General features: G+C 74.5%; 12 protein-coding genes and 1 pseudogene. 6 read left to right on the top strand and 7 right to left on the bottom strand.

Going from position 1 to position 16,522, the window contains the following annotated elements; all coding sequences use genetic code 11:
• Positions 1-82: 82 nt before the first annotated feature.
• From BM339_RS11770 to BM339_RS11745, 6 genes are all read left to right on the top strand, one after another.
• Positions 83-856, top strand: coding sequence for a sulfotransferase domain-containing protein (locus tag BM339_RS11770; protein WP_083597555.1), 774 nt, complete (start codon positions 83-85; stop codon positions 854-856).
• A gap of 7 nt (positions 857-863) precedes the next feature.
• Positions 864-2,336 carry a GumC domain-containing protein gene (locus BM339_RS11765; RefSeq protein ID WP_075020845.1) on the top strand — a complete coding sequence of 491 codons (1,473 nt, stop codon included), beginning with the start codon at positions 864-866 and terminating at the stop codon, positions 2,334-2,336.
• Between the two features lie 89 nt (positions 2,337-2,425).
• Positions 2,426-4,594 carry a tyrosine-protein kinase domain-containing protein gene (locus tag BM339_RS11760; protein ID WP_177287674.1) on the top strand — a complete coding sequence of 723 codons (2,169 nt, stop codon included), beginning with the start codon at positions 2,426-2,428 and terminating at the stop codon, positions 4,592-4,594.
• Complete coding sequence (locus tag BM339_RS11755; RefSeq protein ID WP_075020843.1) at positions 4,581-6,242, top strand: MATE family efflux transporter; 1,662 nt, start codon at positions 4,581-4,583, stop codon at positions 6,240-6,242. The genes BM339_RS11760 and BM339_RS11755 overlap by 14 nt, the downstream gene beginning before the upstream one ends.
• Positions 6,226-7,560, top strand: coding sequence for a ParB N-terminal domain-containing protein (locus BM339_RS11750; RefSeq protein WP_250371840.1), 1,335 nt, complete (start codon positions 6,226-6,228; stop codon positions 7,558-7,560). The genes BM339_RS11755 and BM339_RS11750 overlap by 17 nt, the downstream gene beginning before the upstream one ends.
• On the top strand, positions 7,557-8,873 hold the full coding sequence (locus BM339_RS11745; RefSeq protein ID WP_024936794.1) for an RCC1 domain-containing protein: 1,317 nt from the start codon (positions 7,557-7,559) through the stop codon (positions 8,871-8,873). Before BM339_RS11750 ends, BM339_RS11745 begins: the two co-directional genes overlap by 4 nt.
• On the opposite strand, the gene BM339_RS11740 is transcribed toward BM339_RS11745, so the two are convergent.
• The 7 genes and pseudogenes from BM339_RS11740 to pth all read right to left on the bottom strand — a co-directional run bounded on the left by BM339_RS11740 (position 8,870) and on the right by pth (position 16,516).
• Positions 8,870-9,736 (bottom strand): hypothetical protein, encoded by an 867-nt coding sequence (locus BM339_RS11740; protein ID WP_075020841.1) that lies wholly within the window; start codon positions 9,734-9,736, stop codon positions 8,870-8,872. The genes BM339_RS11745 and BM339_RS11740 overlap by 4 nt on opposite strands.
• A 92-nt stretch (positions 9,737-9,828) precedes the next feature.
• Positions 9,829-10,725: a glycosyltransferase family 2 protein gene (locus BM339_RS11735; RefSeq protein WP_033332087.1), complete on the bottom strand. Its 897-nt coding sequence runs from the start codon at positions 10,723-10,725 to the stop codon at positions 9,829-9,831.
• A gap of 40 nt (positions 10,726-10,765) precedes the next feature.
• Complete coding sequence (locus BM339_RS11730; protein ID WP_024935496.1) at positions 10,766-12,028, bottom strand: sulfate adenylyltransferase subunit 1; 1,263 nt, start codon at positions 12,026-12,028, stop codon at positions 10,766-10,768.
• Positions 12,029-12,087: 59 nt separating this feature from the next.
• The gene (gene cysD, locus BM339_RS11725; protein WP_021596076.1) at positions 12,088-13,005 is read right to left on the bottom strand and encodes a sulfate adenylyltransferase subunit CysD; all 918 of its coding nucleotides are present in this window, start codon (positions 13,003-13,005) and stop codon (positions 12,088-12,090) included.
• 139 nt (positions 13,006-13,144) lie between these two features.
• The gene (locus BM339_RS11720; protein ID WP_083597554.1) at positions 13,145-14,110 is read right to left on the bottom strand and encodes a 3'(2'),5'-bisphosphate nucleotidase CysQ; all 966 of its coding nucleotides are present in this window, start codon (positions 14,108-14,110) and stop codon (positions 13,145-13,147) included.
• A gap of 102 nt (positions 14,111-14,212) precedes the next feature.
• A pseudogene (locus BM339_RS11715) lies at positions 14,213-15,687 on the bottom strand (sugar transferase).
• Positions 15,688-15,940: 253 nt separating this feature from the next.
• A complete protein-coding gene (gene pth, locus BM339_RS11710) occupies positions 15,941-16,516 on the bottom strand; it encodes an aminoacyl-tRNA hydrolase (protein ID WP_075020840.1) in 576 nt (191 codons plus the stop codon).
• Between the last annotated feature and the right edge of the window lie 6 nt (positions 16,517-16,522).

Genomic DNA, 16,522 nt, shown 5'->3' with positions numbered 1-16,522 from the left:
CGCCGCGACGCCCCCCCAGTGGGTCAAGGAGGCGGGCCGGGCCGCGACGCGCGCCGGCGGCCGGCTGACCTCCGGCGCCCGCATGCTCCCGGACTTCCTCATGGTCGGCACCCAGCGCGGCGGCACCACCTCACTGTTCCGGGCGCTGGCCGCGCACCCGGCGGTCGTCCAGCCGAACTTCCACAAGGGCGTGCACTACTTCGACGTCAACTACCCGCGCGGGCTCGGCTGGTACCGGGGGCACTTCCCCGTCCGGACGCTCGCCGAGAGGCGCGCGGACGGGGCCGCCCCGCAGGCGTTCGAGTCCGCCGGCTACTACATGCACCACCCGCTCGCGCCGGAGCGGATCGCGCGGGACCTGCCCGGCGTGAAGCTCATCGCGCTGCTGCGCGACCCGGTCGTGCGCGCCTACTCCGCGCACAAGCACGAGCTCGCCCGCGGGTTCGAGACCGAGCCGTTCGAGCGGGCCCTGGACCTGGAGCCCGAGCGGCTCGCCGGCGAGGTCGAGAAGATCAAGGCCGATCCCGGGTACGTGAGCCACGGCCACCGGCACCACTCCTACCTGGACCGCGGCCAGTACGCCGACCAGATCGAGCGGCTCTTCGAGCTCTTCGGGCGCGAGCGGGTGCTGGTGCTGTACGCGGAGGACTTCTTCTCCGAGCCCGAGCCCTGCTACGACTCCGCCCTGGACTTCCTCGGGCTGCCGCGGTGGCGGCCCGCGTCGTTCGAGCGGCACAACGCCCGGCCCGGATCGCCGCTGCCGGACCGTCTGCAGCGCCGCCTGGCCGACCACTACGCCCCCTGGGACGACAAGCTCGCCGCCCTGCTCGGCGCCGAACCCGCCTGGCGGCGATGAGGCCGCGATGAGCAAACGCATCCTCGGGCCGTCCAGCGTGCAGGCGGAGCCTCCGCTCGCGCCGGACTCCATCCCGGTCACCCGGTACGCGGGCGCGGTCCGCCGGCACCTGGCGGCCCTCCTGATCGCGGTCGTGGCCGGGTGCGGGGTCGGCGTCGCGAAGATCATGCTGACGCCGGCCACCTACACCGCGCGGATCTACGTGCTGGCGCCGCCGGTCACGCTGCATCCCGGCATCGAGCGCGGGTCGGCGATCGACACCAACACCCGCGCGCCCCGCGAGACCACGATGGACACCGAGGCCCAGCTCGTGTGGTCGGACGCGGTGCTGTCGCGGCTGCGGGAGCGGCCCGGCTTCGACGCGTCCGACGAGGAGCTGCGCGAGCGCATCGACCTGACCGTGCCGTCCAACACGCACGTGCTGACGATCGGCGTGCGGGCCGGCACGCCCCGGACCGCCAAGGACGGCGCCCAGGTCGTCGCCGACGCCTACCTGGGGCTGCGCACGAAGATCATGGGCCAGGTGCAGGAGAGCAACCGGCTGGCGCTGGAACAGAACGTCGAGCTGCTGAAGAGGCAGCTCGCCGCGCTGCCCGGCGACGAGGACGAGCTGCGCCGGCTCACCACGCGCACCCGCCGGCAGGCGCTCGTGAAGCAGATCCGCGACGTGGAGAAGCAGGTCGCCGCCACCAAGGCCAAGGCGGAGCAGCCCGGCGAGGTGCTGCGCACCGCGCCGCTGCCCGAGCGGCGCGACGACCCCGAGCGCGACATCTCCGGCGCCACCGGCCTCGGGCTCGGCCTGCTCGGCTGGATCGGCTACGTGCTGGTCCGCGAGACGCGGCCGCGCCGGATCCGGCGGCCCGCCGACCTCCGGCTGCACAGCCGCCACCCGATCATGGTGGAGGCGGCGACGCTCGGCGGCGGCCACCGCGAGGTCGCGCGGCGGCTGCGCAACCTGGTCTTCGACGCCGAGGCCACCACGGTGCTCGTCGCCGGCGTTCCCGGGACCGCGGGCACCGAGATCGCCTACGAGCTGGCCGAGCTGTGCACCGAGGGCGGCTCGCCGACGACCGTGCTGCGGATCGCCGCGCAGGGCGAGGGCGCCGAGCCGGAGCGCCCCGGGCGGGCGCCCCGCTCGTTCAACGTCCGGCTGGTGCGCAGCGACGACGACCGGCAGCTCACCCGCGCCGTCGACAAGGCGGGCCGGGTGTCGCGCATCGTCGTCATCACCACCCCCGACATCAACGGCGCCGACACCATCGCCGCGGCCGGGGCCAGCGACCTGGCCCTGGTCGTGGCCGAGCGGGGACGCGCCCTCGACCGCGAGGTCGCGAGCGGGGTGCTGGCCCTCGACCAGGCCGCCAACCCCGCCCGCGTCATCGTGCTCACCGCCCCCGCGCTCCGCGGCCCCGCACCCCGGGAGCCGCGGCGCGCACCCGGCCGCACCCCGGCGCGGGCCACCGCTCCCGGACGAGGTTGAGATGAACGGAACCGTCCCCGTGCAACGCGCGGTTAAAGTCGTGGAGAACATTCCGTCGAGCACGATTCGGATCGATGAGGGGGATCGTCGTGGGAGCTGACCAGACGGCCGACCCACAGGGAGGGCACCTGCTGTCCCTGGTCCGGCGGTACACGGCCGCACTGATCGTGCTCGCCGTGCTCGGCACCGGCGCCGGCGTCGCCCTGGAGATCGCCGTGCCGCCGCCGTTCAAGGCGACCGCGACGGTGCTGGTGAGCCCGCTGGAGGGCAACCCGTACTCGCCGGAGGGCCGCGGCGACGACCTGGTGAACCTGCAGACGGAGGCGCAGCTCGTCTCCACCGACAGCGTCGCCAAGATCGTCGAGAAGAAGCTCGGGCAGGAGGCGGAGGGCGACATCGCCGTCTCCGTCCCGCCCAACACCCAGGTGCTCAACCTCACCTACACGGCGGGCAGCTCCGGGCAGGCCCGCTCGGGCGCGCAGGCGTTCGCCGACGCCTACCTGGAGTACCGGACGCAGCGGGCGCAGAGCGTGGTGAACAACCAGCTCGCCAAGCTCAAGACGCAGGCCGCCCGGGTCGAGCGGCTGCTGCAGCGGGCCAACAACGAGCTGGCCGCGTCCTCCGGCTCCCGCCGCTCCACCCTCCAGCAGCGCGTCACCGCCTACACCAACCAGCTCGGCGTGATCGACGAGCAGTCCAACGACATCGCGAGCACCCCGCTCGACCCCGGCCAGGTCATCACCCCGGCGGACGCGCCGAGCGGCCCCGGCATCATCCGGCCCGCGATGTACGGCGCCGGCGGCCTGGTCCTCGGGCTGGTCGCCGGGTTCGTGATCATGCTGCTGCGGGAGCGGCTGAACCAGCGGCTGCGCAACACCGAGGCGATCGAGGGCCTCGGCGTCCGGACGCTGTCGGCGATCCCGGCGGGCGGCCCGCCCGGCGACACCCTCGCCCTGGTCAGCGCGCCCAAGAGCCCGGCCGGCGAGGCCTACCGGCGGCTGCGCGCCGCGGTCGTGGCGACCGCGCCGCAGACCCCGGTGGCGCTGCTGGTCAGCAACGCCACCCCGGGCGGCAGCGCCCGGCTGGCCAGCGCCAACCTCGCGGTCTCGCTGGCGTTCGCCGGCGCCAAGACGATCATGATCGACGCCACCACCGAGGACGTCGACGTGAGCGGCCTGTTCGGCGCGCGGGCCGGCAAGGGCCTGTCGGACACGCTGCTCAGCGGCACCGACCCGGCGACCCTGCTGATCCACACCGACTCCCAGCTGCGGCTGCTGCCGCGCGGGCCGCGCGCCCGCGAGGCCGCGCACCGGTTCAGCGGCCCGCGGATGCGCGAGACCGTGAAGGTGCTGCGCCGCCGCAGCGAGTACCTCATCGTGAACGCGGCGAGCCTGCACGACGCGGACGCGCAGGCGCTGTGCACCTTCGTGGACGCGGTCGTCCTGGTGGTCAACCAGGGCGTGACGACGCGGGAGGAGCTGCGCCAGGCGTACGTGGAGGCCGAGCGCGCCGGCGTCACCGTGCTGGGCGCCCTGCTGGAGCCGCCGGAGCAGCGCGGGCGCTCGCAGCGTCCCGCCGCGCAGCCCCGCCGGGCCCGGCCGCCCCAGGGCGGCGAGATGCGGGGCGCCGCGGGCGAGCCGCGCGGCGGTGAGCGCCACGCCGCCCCCGAGGCGTCGCTCGCCTGGGCTGACGACCCCGCGGCCGACGACGTCCGGCCCGCCGGGCGCGGCGAGGAGAAGCCGGGCTACTGGCCGGGCATGCCGCAGGACGAGGCCGAGGCGGACGCCGCCGAATCCGCGACGATGACCACGCAGGCGCTGCCGCAGGTCGGCCAGCAGCCCCGCACGGGCGAGGCGCGGCCGGCCCCGTCCCGCCGCCGCGGCGCGCCGCGGCCGGAGGGGCGCCGCCGCGCCCTCCCGCCCTCGCTGGACCCGCCGTCCGGGCCGGGCAAGCCCGTCGCCCCCCGGCCGGTCTCCCCGACCGACGTCACCCAGGGCACCGGGACGGCGCGTCCGCGCACGCCGTCCGGCGCGGAGGCCCCGGAGGCGGTGGAAGCCGCCGACCCGGAGACCGAGGCGGCGCTGGAGTCGGCGTCGTCGCGCACGCAGGAGGACATCTCCAAGTACATGCCGCCCGACCTGCCCGACGACGGCACCGACGCGCCGCTCCCCGCGAAGCCCCCGGGCGCCGCGCCCGGGGAGGTCGCGCCGCGCTACGGCAAGAAGCCGCACAAGGCCGGCCGCCATGCCGGGTCCTGACCCGGGGGCGGCGGCGGACGAGCGGAAACCGGGCGGGCCGGACTCCGGCCCCAACCTGAACAGGCTGGCCAGGGGCGGCGCCCTGAACCTGGTGGGCGCCGGCGTCGCGGGCGTCCAGGGCCTCGCGCTGGTCTTCATCGTCGCGCACCTGTACTCGCAGCGGATCGCGGGCACGTTCTTCGCGGCGACGTCGCTGTTCATCATCCTGCAGGCGGTCTCGGGCCTCGGCACCGACGCGGGCCTGCTGCGCTGGGTACCCCGCCATCTCGCGCTCGGCGACCGGGACGCGGCGCGGCGGACGGTGCCGGTGGCGCTCGTCCCGGTCGTGGCCACGGCCGCGGCCGGCGGGCTCGCGCTGGCCCTCACCGCGCCGTGGACGGCCGGGCACATCGGCGCCGGCGACCCCGGCCAGGCCGTGGACATGGTGCGGGTGCTGGCGCTGTTCCTGCCGCTCGCCGGCGCGCACGACGCCCTCCTCGCGGCCACCCGGGGCCACGGCTCGATGCGGCCCACCGTCCTCGTCGACAAGATCCTGCGGCAGACGCTCCAGGTCGCCGGGGTGGTCGCGGCGGCGCTGCTGGCCGACGACGCGGTGTGGCTCGCGCTGGCCTGGGCGGCGCCCTACCTGCCCTGCCTGGTCGTGGCCGCGCTCTGGTACCTGAAGATCAGCCGGGCCGGCCGCGCCACCGCCACCGCGGGCGCCCCGCCGGCCGCGGCCGGGTGGCGGCCGCTCGCGGGCGGGTTCTGGCGCTTCACGGCGCCGCGCGCCTTCGCGCAGGTCTGCCAGACGGCGTTCCAGCGCGCCGACATCGTGCTCGTCGCGGCGCTCAGCTCGCCGCGCGAGGCGGCGGTGTACACGGCCGCGACCCGGTTCATCGTGATCAGCCAGCTCGTCACGCAGGCCGTGCAGAACGTGATGCAGCCCGCGGTGAGCCGGCTGATGGCGCTCGCCGACCATGCCGGAGCGCAGCGGATCTTCGCCGTGTGCGCGTCCTGGAACCTCGCGCTCGCCTGGCCCGTGCACCTGTCGATCGCCGTCGGCGCCCCGGTCTACGTGGGCTCGTTCGGCGAGGGGTACCGCGGGACGGGCGAGGTCGTCACGGTGATCCTCGCGATGGCGATGCTGGTGGCGACCGCGACCGGCGCCCGCGACGTGATGCTGCTGATGGCGGGCCGCAGCGGGCTGAGCCTGGTCAACCAGAGCACCGCGCTCGGGGTGAACCTGGTGCTGAACGTGCTGCTGATCCCGCCGTTCGGGATCGCCGGGGCGGCGATGGCGCGGGCGTGCGGGCTGCTCGTCCGGACGCTGCTGGCCCTCGTCCAGGTCCGCCGGATCCTCGGCATGAGCCCGGCGAGCGCGGGCCTGTTCTGGGCGGGCGGCTCGGCGCTGGTGAGCTTCGCGGCGCTGCCGCTGGCCGTCCGGCTCGTGGCCGGATCCAGCCCCGCCGCGCTCGCATGTGCCCTGGTCCCGGGTGCGATCCTGTACTTTGCCCTACTGTGGGCCGGCCGCGAGCGGCTGGCCCTGACCGCCTTCGCCTCCCTGCTGCCGGGGAGGCGCGGCCGCGCCGCGTCCGCGCCCGCGGGCGCCCCCGCCCCGCCGGCCACCGACACGACACCTGCCAGGAGCGTCCATGCCCACGGGAATTGACATGCCGGGAATGCAGCGGGTCCGCCGCAAGTCCCGGGCGGTGCTGCGCAAGAGCGGGCTCGCGCCGAGCGGCCCGGTGTACGGGCGGCTGGTGGACGCGGGCCGGTCGCTGCCGATCCCGGCGGCGGCGCGCGTGGCGGTGTCCACGGCGGTGCTGCGCCGCCCGTGGAAGGTGCCGGTCCGGTTCGACCAGCTGCTCGTCGGCGCGCAGGGCGGCTGGACGGCCCGCGAGTTCGCCGAGCGCACCGGCGACCTGCTGTGGCCGTCCACCCCGTTCCTGGACGGCCCCCACGTCGCCCTGCTGCGGCTCGCGGACGAGCGTCCGGACCTGACCGACGAGGAGATCCTCGCCAGCGGCTACGGCCGGCTGGGGCTGCGCTGCATCGAGGCGGGCGGCGACTACTTCGGCGGCACCGACGAGGCCGGCGTGCTCGCCGCCGCCCGCGCGTTCATCGCCCGGTACCGCGGCGAGGAGGTGCCCGGCGCGCAGCCGCGCCCGCAGCAGAGCGGCCCGCAGGACCCGGTGCTCGTCGCGCCCGTCCGCGGCTCCGACCAGTACCAGATCCTCGACGGCCACCACCGGCTCGCGATCGCCGCGATGAGCGGCGCGGACGGCGGCAACGTCGTCGCCAAGTGGCTGCCCGTCACCACTCCCCTCCAGGACCTGCTGCTCAAGATGAGCTGGCTCGACGGCACGCACGAGCTGTACCAGCCGGTCGACGCGCCCGAGCTGCGGTCGGGGTGGACGACGGTCCGGCAGTGCACCGACCGGCTCGCCAAGATGGACGCCTTCCTCGCCGAGCGCGGCATCGCCGGGGGCCGCTACCTGGACGTCGCCAGCTGCTACGGCTGGTTCGTCGCGGAGATGGCCGAGCGCGGCTTCGACGCCGAGGGCATCGAGCGCGACCCGCTCGCCGTCCCGCTCGGGCAGGCCGTCTACGGGCTCCCGGACGGCGTCGTCTCCACCGGTGACTGCGTCGAGTTCCTCGGCGGCCACGACGCCGGCCGCTGGGACGTGGTGTCCTGCTTCAGCCTGCTGCACCACTTCGTCCTCGGCCGCGGCTCCGTCAGCGCCGAGGAGCTGATCCGGCTGCTCGACCGGGCCACCGGCCGGGTCCTGTTCTTCGACACCGGCCAGGACAACGAGGCGTGGTTCGCCGAGTCGCTGCGCGGCTGGGACCCGGCCCGCGTCGAGCGGTTCCTGCGCGAGCACACCGGCTTCGACGAGATCGTCGACCTCGGTCCCGACGACGACGCCCGCCCGCCCTACGAGGACAACTACGGCAGGCACCTGTTCGCCTGCGTCCGCGCGGCGTGACCGCCGCACGCCGCTCGCTCGCCGCGCTGCTGGCCGTCCCGGCGGTCCTCGCGGCGGCCGCGTGCGGCACGGCCGCGCCCGCGGAGCGGCCGCGCCCCTCCCCGCCGCCGCCCATCGGGGCCGCGGCCGGCGGGACCGGCGCCGTCTGGACGAGCGGCCTCAACTCCAACGGGCAGCTCGGCCGCCCCGGACCGGCGGTCGACCCGCGGCTCGGCCCGGTCACCGGCCCCGGCGGCCGGGGCGTGCTCGACGGGGCGCGCGCCGTCGCGGGCGGCGGGCGGCACTCGCTGGCGGTCCTCGCGAGCGGCGAGGTGGTCGCCTGGGGCGCCAACGAGGACGGCCAGCTCGGCGACGGCACCGCCCGCGACAGCGCCGTCCCGGTGCCCGTCCGCGCGGCCGACGGGCGTCCCGGACGGCTGGACGGCGTGGTCGCCGTCAGCGCCAACACCGACTTCTCCATGGCGCTGCGGAGCGACGGGACGGTGGTGACGTGGGGCGAGGGCTCGTCCGGCCAGCGCGGCACCGGCGACCGCACCGCCCCGCGCGTCCCCACGACCGTGCGGTCGCCGGACGGGCGCGGGCCGCTCCGCGACATCGTCGCGATCGCCGCCGACGGGCGCACCGAGCTGGCGCTGCGCCGCGACGGGCAGGTGCTCGCGTGGGGCGCCAACGCCTACGGCATGATCGGCGACGGCACCCGGGAGAACCGGCCGCTGCCGGTGCCGGTGCGCGGCCTGGACGGCGCCGGGCGGCTCCGGAACGCCGTCCGCGTCGCGGTCGGCGGCCAGCACGGCCTGGCGCTGCTGCGCGACGGACGGGTGGCGGCGTGGGGCCACAACGATCTCGGGCAGCTCGGCGACGGCTCCCGCCAGGACCGGCTCACCCCCGTTCTCGTGGCGGGCACGGGCGGCAAGGGCGTCCTGCGCGGCGTCACGTCCATCGCCGCGGCGGAGAAGCACAACTACGCGCTGCGCGAGGACGGCACCGTCGTCGCGTGGGGGAACAACACGGCCGGGCAGCTCGGCGACGGGACGCTGGAGCTGCGCGCCGCACCCGTCGCCGTGGCCGGCCGCAAGGCCGAGCGGATGCGGCGCGCCGCGCAGGTGTTCGCGGGCGAGGCGTACGGCGCGGCGATCCTGGCGGACGGGACCACGCTGACGTGGGGCGCGGGCGGCAGCGGCCAGCTCGGCTCGGGCAGGGCCGCGGCCCGCGGCAGGCCCGGCACGCTGGTCACGTCGGACGGCACCGCCCCCGGCAGGGTCCTGTCGGCGGGGGCCGGGGAACGGCACCTGATCCTGCTGGTGGGCTCCTAGGCGTCCTTGGGCGGCTCGGGCTCGCCCCGGCCCGGTTCGCCCGCCTCGGCGGGCTTGGCGGCCTCTGCGGACGGTTGCGCGGCGGGCGGCTGCGGGGCGGGGGCGGGCGGCGGTGCCGCGGCGGCACCGGGCGCGGCAGGGGCGCCGGCGGGCGCGGGGGTCGCCGAGCGGCGGCGCCACAGCAGGAACCCGGCACCGGCGGCCGCCACGGCGACCAGGCCGCCGCCACCGAGCGCGTACGGCAGGACGGAGCCGCCCTCGTCCTGCGGCGGCGCGGCCTCGGCGCCGGCGGCGGGCCCGGTCGGCTGCGCCTGCGCCAGCGTCTTCTCCTCCTGCTGCTGGACGGAGGCCTCCGGCGCGGGCTTGCCGTTGTTGCCGGGCTTGCCGGGCTTCGGCGGCGCGTACTTCGACTCCGGCAGCGTCTGGACGAACTTCAGCAGCGCCAGGTCGGGCTTGCCCCGGCCGGCCTTGACGGCCTTGTCGTAGACGGCCTTCACGCGGGCGGCGGGCAGCGCCGTCGACTTCACCCGGAGCTGGTCGCCGGCCAGCACCGCGTAGGTGCCCTTGCGCTGCATCCGGCCCGGCAGCTGGTTCAGGACGGTGGCGGGGTCGTTCCCCGCGGGCAGGATCGCGATGAACACCGGGACGGACCGGCCCTGCGCCGAGCGCAGCAGCTCCTGCGCGCCGTCCGACTGGTAGTACTTGGCATGCGAGTCGACGTAGTAGCCGCTCTCGGTGATGCCCTCGGCGACCGCGTCGAGGTCGACGTCCGCGAGCGCGGGCGCGGCGGTCAGTCCGAGCGCCGGCACCAGGGCCAGCGCCAGCGTCCCGGACGCGACGATGCGGCGGGAAGAGATGTTCACGGAAGTAGGCTCCTTTTGCGCTGGGATGGCCATGACGTTACCGGCGAGACGTGCGCTGAGGTGGCGAAAGCCCGGGAATGGACGGCCTCGCGTCAGATGCCGCGGCCGCGGGTGTGCAGGGCGAGCAGGACGCGCTTTCCCGAGACGACGCCGGACGCCACCGCGAGGGCGAACGGGACGCGGCGCTCGGTCGGATTCGCCTTGAGAGCGCGCGCCGACCAGCGCAGCGCGTCCCTGCGCCGGCCGACCGTCGCGCACCCGAACGCGAGCTGCCCGTAGACGCGTCCGGCGGCCCCCGGCTCGGCGCCGATCTCCGGGTAGTGCTCCAGGAACCACTCCAGCGCGGCCACCTTCGTCTCCCACGCCTGCGCGTAGTACGACGTCAGCCCCCACAGGACCCGGACGTACGGCTCGTCCACGTTCACGACGGGATGGCGGCGGGCGGCGCGCAGCGCCAGGTCCCAGTCCTCGCCCTGGCTGCCGGGGATCGTCTCGTCCACCATGCCGATCTCGACGAGCGGCTCCCGGCGCGCCACGTAGGTGGACGAGTGGACGCTCATCATCCGGTCGCGGATCAGGGCGTCGTAGGTGACGCGGCCGGTCCCCGCCAGCCGCGGCAGCTCCCGCCCGTCGAAGTCGATCAGGATGCCGGAGCTGCACAGCACCGCGTCCGGCTCGCCCTCCAGCGCCTTCACCTGGGCGGTGAGCTTGCCGGGCAGCCACTGGTCGTCATCGTCGCAGAACGCCACGAGGTCGGTGTCCAGGTGGAGGACGCCGGAGTTGCGGGCGCCGGCGAGGCCCGGCTCCCGGGTGTTGGCGATGACCTCGACGCGGTCGCCCGCGAGCGAGGCGTCCGGCTCGGCCCGGTCGAAGACGACGACGGCGCGCAGCTCGCCGTCGTAGTCCTGCGCCAGCACCGACTCCAGCGCGCGGCGCAGCAGCTCCGGCCGGTTGTGCGTGGGGAGCACGACTCCGACGGATGGGGGCATCGAGGGCCTGCCTTGTAGTTGTGGAGTGGGGGGCGTCCGGTCAGCGCGCGCCGGTGATCATGCCGGCGGCGACGGTGTTGTTGGTGGCCTCGTCGATCAGGATGAAGCCGCCGGTGAGGCGGTTGCGGCCGTAGTCGTCCACGAACAGCGGCTGCGTCACCCGCAGGGAGATGCGGCCGATCTCGTTCAGGCCGAGGCCCTCCGCCTGCTCGTCGCGGTGCAGGGTGTTGACGTCCAGGCGGTAGTGCAGGTCCTTCACCATCGCCTTCGCCGTGCGGGTGGTGTGCTTGATGACCAGCTTCGACCGCGGGGTGAGGGTCCGGTCCGGGGTCATCCAGCAGACCATCGCGTCGATGTCCTGCGCGACCTCGGGACGGTTGTTCGGACGGGCGATCATGTCGCCGCGGGAGATGTCGATGTCGTCGGCGAGCCGGAGCGTCACCGACATCGGCGCGAACGCCTCGGCGACCGGCCCGCGCGGCCCGTCGATGTGGGTGATCGTCGTGGTCAGCCCGGACGGGAGGTGCACGACCTCGTCGCCCGGCTTCAGCACGCCGCCCGCGACCTGGCCCGCGTAGCCGCGGTAGTCGTGCAGGTCGGGGTCGGTGGACGCGTGCGGCCGGATCACGTACTGCACCGGGAACCGCACGTCGATCAGGTTGCGGTCGGAGGCGATGTGGACGTGCTCCAGGTGGTGCAGCAGCGACGACCCCTCGTACCACGGCATGTTCACGCTGCGCTCGACGACGTTGTCGCCGTGCAGCGCCGAGATCGGGATGAACGTCAGGTCCGTCACCTCCAGCTTGGAGGCGAACGACGTGAACTCGTCCACGATCTGCTCGTACACGGCCCGGTCGTAGCCGACGAGGTCCATCTTGTTGATCGCCACGACCAGGTGCGGGACCTGGAGGAGCGTGGTGAGGAACGCGTGCCGCCGCGACTGCTCCAGGATGCCCTTCCGGGCGTCCACGAGGATGATCGCCAGGTCGGCGGTCGAGGCGCCCGTCACCATGTTGCGGGTGTACTGGATGTGCCCCGGCGTGTCGGCGATGATGAACTTGCGGCGCGGCGTCGCGAAGTACCGGTACGCCACGTCGATCGTGATGCCCTGCTCCCGCTCGGCCCGGAGCCCGTCGGTCAGCAGCGCCAGGTTCGTGTACTCCTCGCCGCGCTCGCTGCTGGTGCGCTCCACCGACTCCAGCTGATCCTCGAAGATCGATTTGGAGTCGAACAGCAGCCGGCCGATCAGCGTCGACTTGCCGTCGTCGACGCTGCCGGCGGTGGCGAACCGCAGGAGGTCCATGGTCTTCGCGGGCGGGGTCTTCGCGGCGCCGGTCGCGGCGGCCTGGTCCGTGCCGGCCATCAGAAGTAGCCCTCCTTCTTGCGGTCCTCCATCGCGGCCTCGCTGGTGCGGTCGTCGGCGCGGGTCTGGCCGCGCTCGGTGATCCGCGTCGCCGCGATCTCCTCGATCACCTCGTCCAGCGTCGCCGCGCCGGACTTCACCGCGCCCGTGCAGGACGCGTCGCCGACCGTCCGGTAGCGGACCGTGGCCTCGAACTCCGGCTCGTCATCGGCGCGGTTGGCGTAGCCCGTCTCGGCGTCCAGGAGCAGGCCGTCCCGCTCGAACACGCGCCGGGTGTGCGCGAAGTAGATGGGCGGGAGGTCGAGCTGCTCGCGCCGGACGTAGTCCCAGATGTCCAGCTCGGTCCAGTTCGACAGGGGGAACACGCGGACATGCTCGCCCTGGACGATCCTCGTGTTGAACAGGTTCCACAGCTCCGGGCGCTGGTTCTTCGGGTCCCACTGGCCGAACTCGTCGCGGAAGGACACCACCCGCTCCTTGGCGCGGGCCTTCTCCTCGTCCCGGCGGGCGCCGCCGAACGCCGCGTCGAACTGGTTCTCCTCGATCGCGTCGAGCAGCGGCGTGATCTGCAGCCGGTTGCGGGACGCCCGGCGCCCCTTCTGCTCGGTGACCCGGCCGCTGTCGATCGCGTCCTGCACCGACGCCACGACCAGCCGGACGCCGAGCTCGGCGACCCGCCGGTCGCGGAACTCGATCACCTCGGGGAAGTTGTGGCCGGTGTCGACGTGCATCACCGGGAACGGGATCGGCGCCGGCCAGAACGCCTTCTGGGCGAGCCGCAGCATCACGATGCTGTCCTTGCCGCCCGAGAACAGCAGCACCGGCCGCTCGAACTCGGCCGCCACCTCCCGGAAGATATGGATCGACTCGGCTTCGAGCACGTCTAGCTGGGACAGCAGGTAATCGGAACGCTGCATGGTCTGGGGCTCTCTCCACGCTGTTCTGGCAGATGCAACCGGTGGCACGGGACGGGCACTTGCCTTCCCACCGGATCGAACGCCCGCCCGCCGCGAATCAGTCCCGTCCATGGGACGGACGGTCAGGGCGGGGCGCCGTTCACGATGCTCGGCGGGAGGACGGCCCCCCGCCGGGCAGCAGGTCCCGGATGCCGGTCAGCAGCGTCGACGCCGACACGGGATGGCACACCAGGATATCCGGGAGCCGGGGGTCCTCCCGGTTGTACTCCAGCGGCGACCCGTCGATCCGGGACGCGTGCGCCCCGGAGCCGAGCGCCACCGCCGCCGGGGCCGCGGAGTCCCACTCGTACTGGCCGCCCGCGTGCACGTACGCGTCGACCTCGCCGAGCAGCACCGCGGAGATCTTCGCGCCGGCGGACCCGATCGGCACCAGCTCGACGTCGAGGCTCACCTTCTCGGCGAGCCGCCGCACGAACTCGGGCGGGCGCGTCCGGCTCACCGCGATGCGCAGCTTGCCCGCGTCCGGCGCCGGGACGTGCAGCGGCACCTCGCGCGGCGGTGCCTCGCGCGCCGCGGCCGGCCCGCCCGTGAGCGGGTCCGGGGCGCCCTCGTCCGCGCGGACGAGAACCGCGCCGCCGGTCGCGTCCGTGCGGAGCGTCAGGCCCTGCGCGGGCAGCGCCACCGCCCCCGCCGTAAGACGGCCCGCGCCGTCCTCGCCGCGCTCCCAGAGCGCCACGTGGACGGCCCAGTCGCGGCGGCCCTCCTCGGAGAACTCCCGGGTGCCGTCGAGCGGGTCCACGATCCACACGCGGCCCGCCGTGAGCCGCTCCGCGTCGGCCGTGTTGCGGGTCGGGGCGCGGTCGTCGCCCTCCGCCCGCTTCCCGGCGACCGACGAGCGCCCCTCCTCCGACAGGACGGCGTCGCCGGGACAGCGCTCCGCCAGCGCCGCCATGAGGTACTCGTGCGCCCGCAGGTCGCCCGTGTCCTTCAGGACCCGCGCGTCCGCGAAGCCCACCTCGTCCCGCACGCCGAGCAGCAACCGGCCCGCCGTGGCGGCGAGCTCCGCCGCCAGCACGTGGTCGTCCGCCGCGCCCGCCCTGGTCATCCCTGCACCACATTCCCGACTCGATCGGTCAGCTCGGTCCACTTTCTCATGCGTACCCGACGGGACCGCGCGCCAGGGTCGCCGTCCCACCCACCGGGCGGGCTAGTACGCGCCCGACCCCCGGACCACCGCCGACCAGGTCTTCCACATGATCTGGAGGTCCAGCGCCAGCGTCCAGTTGTCGACGTACCGCAGGTCGAGCCGCACCGACTCCTCCCACGACAGGTCGGAGCGCCCGCTCACCTGCCACAGGCCGGTCAGCCCCGGCTTCACCACCAGCCGCCGGTACACGTCGCCGCCGTACTGCGCGACCTCCTCCGGCAGCGGCGGGCGCGGGCCCACCAGCGACATCTCGCCGCGCAGCACGTTGAACAGCTGCGGCAGCTCGTCCAGGGAGTAGCGGCGCAGCCGGCGGCCGACCGCCGTCACCCGCGGGTCCTCCCGGATCTTGAACAGCACGCCGTCGTTCTCGTTGGCGGCCAGCAGCTCCAGCCGGCGCGCCTCCGCGTCCTGCACCATCGTGCGGAACTTCAGCACGGTGAACTCGCGTCCCCCGCGCCCGACCCGCGTCTGCCGGAACAGCACCGGGCCGTTGCCCGACAGCTTGATCAGCACCGCGATCAGCGCCATCAGCGGGCTCAGCAGCACGATCCCGGCGAGCGCCGCGACCCGGTCGAACAGCCCCTTCAGCACCTTGCGGCCGCCGTCCAGCTCCGGGTGCTCCACGTGCAGCAGCGGCAGGCCCGACACCGGCCGGATCGAGATCCGCGGGCCGGTCACGTCCATCAGCGCCGGCGCCACGACCAGCTCGACGTCGTTGCGCTCGATCTGCCACGCCAGCCGCCGCAGCGCCACCCCGTCCATCTCCGGGCACGCCAGGACGGCCACCGAGTCGGCGCCGATCCGGTCCGCGACCACCGCGGCCTGGCCGAAGTCGCCCAGCACCGGCACGCCCTCCACCTCGGCGACCGCGTCGTCCCCCGACGCCAGCGCCGGCGGCAGGCACACCGCGACGATGTCCATCCCGTGGTAGCGCTTCTTCTGCAGCAGCCGGATCAGGTCGGCCACCGACGTGCGGTGCCCGACCGCGACCACCCGGCGCATGCACTCGCCGTTCCAGCGCTTCTTGTGCAGCCACTTGCGCAGCCGGTACCGCGCCACCAGGGCCAGGAAGGTCCCGAGCGGCAGCGCCATGACCACGTAGCCGCGCGCCACCTCGGTCTTCGTCGCGTACGCCACGATCGCGACCGTCGCCGTCAGGATGAACCCGGCGCGCAGCACCCGGTGGAACTCCTCGTAGCCGACGCCCACGTACCGCGGCTGGTACGCCCGGACAGCACCAGCGTCGGCACCCACACCACCGGCAGGACGACCGTCAGCGCCACGTACGGCGCGTTCAGCTCGGTCGGGACGCCCGGGAACCTCAGCACGAAGGCGATCACGCCGGCCATCAGCATGCTGGCGAAGTCCAGGCACAGCGCGAGCCGCCGGTAGGATCCGCTCCAGCTCTGCGAGGACGCGCGTTTCTGCTCATGGCGAATCGATGACTCGGCCTGGACCTTGTCAACGACGGCCATAAACCACTCACCAATCCCCTGTAACACGCGCCCCGTCAGCGCGATTCACACCGAAGACGGCTGAAGGTCGCCTGAGGTTCACACGTATCCCGAACCTCGTCCGACGTGCATCCTACGACCGCTTTGCCGTGGTCACGGGCAGAACGCGGTCATCCGCTCCGCAGCGCATACAAACGGGGGCGAACACGCACGAAAGCGGCGTCCGGCCTGTCCGAATACCAGCCGGAAAGAAGTCCGCGGCGGCCGGATCCGGTCACCCCGCGTGGAAGACGTTCTGGGCCGTGGCCAGCCCCCCGGACAGCAGCGCCTCCACCGCGTCCGCCGTCCGGTCGACCTCGAGGTCGAGGTCCTTGCGCTCCGCCGCGGAGAAGTCCTTCAGCACGAACGCCGCCGCGTCCATCCGCCCCGGCGGCCGGCCCACCCCGAACCGCACCCGCAGGTAGTCCTTCGCCCCGAGCGACCTGGTGATCGACCGCAGCCCGTTGTGGCCGTTGTCACCGCCGCCCTGCTTCAGCCGCACCGCGCCGAACGGGATGTCCAGCTCGTCGTGCACGACGACCAGCCGCTCGACCGGGACCTTGTAGAAGTCCAGCAGCCCCTTCACCGGGCCGCCCGACTCGTTCATGAAGGACCGCGGCTTCGCCAGCACCGCCCGCACGCCCGCGAGCCGCCCTTCCAGCACGTCCGCACGCGCCCGGTGCGACTTGAACCGGCCCCCGGCCCGTGCCGCCAGGACGTCCAGCACCATGAAGCCCGCGTTGTGCCGGTTCTTCGCGTACGACGGCCCCGGGTTGCCGAGCCCCACGACCAGCCAGAGATCCGCGCTCACCCGTAC

Source organism: Actinomadura madurae, assembly GCF_900115095.1.
Taxonomy (GTDB): domain Bacteria; phylum Actinomycetota; class Actinomycetes; order Streptosporangiales; family Streptosporangiaceae; genus Spirillospora; species Spirillospora madurae.
Note: the sequence above shows the minus strand (reverse complement) of the source record. Positions and strands in the feature narration are given on the sequence as shown.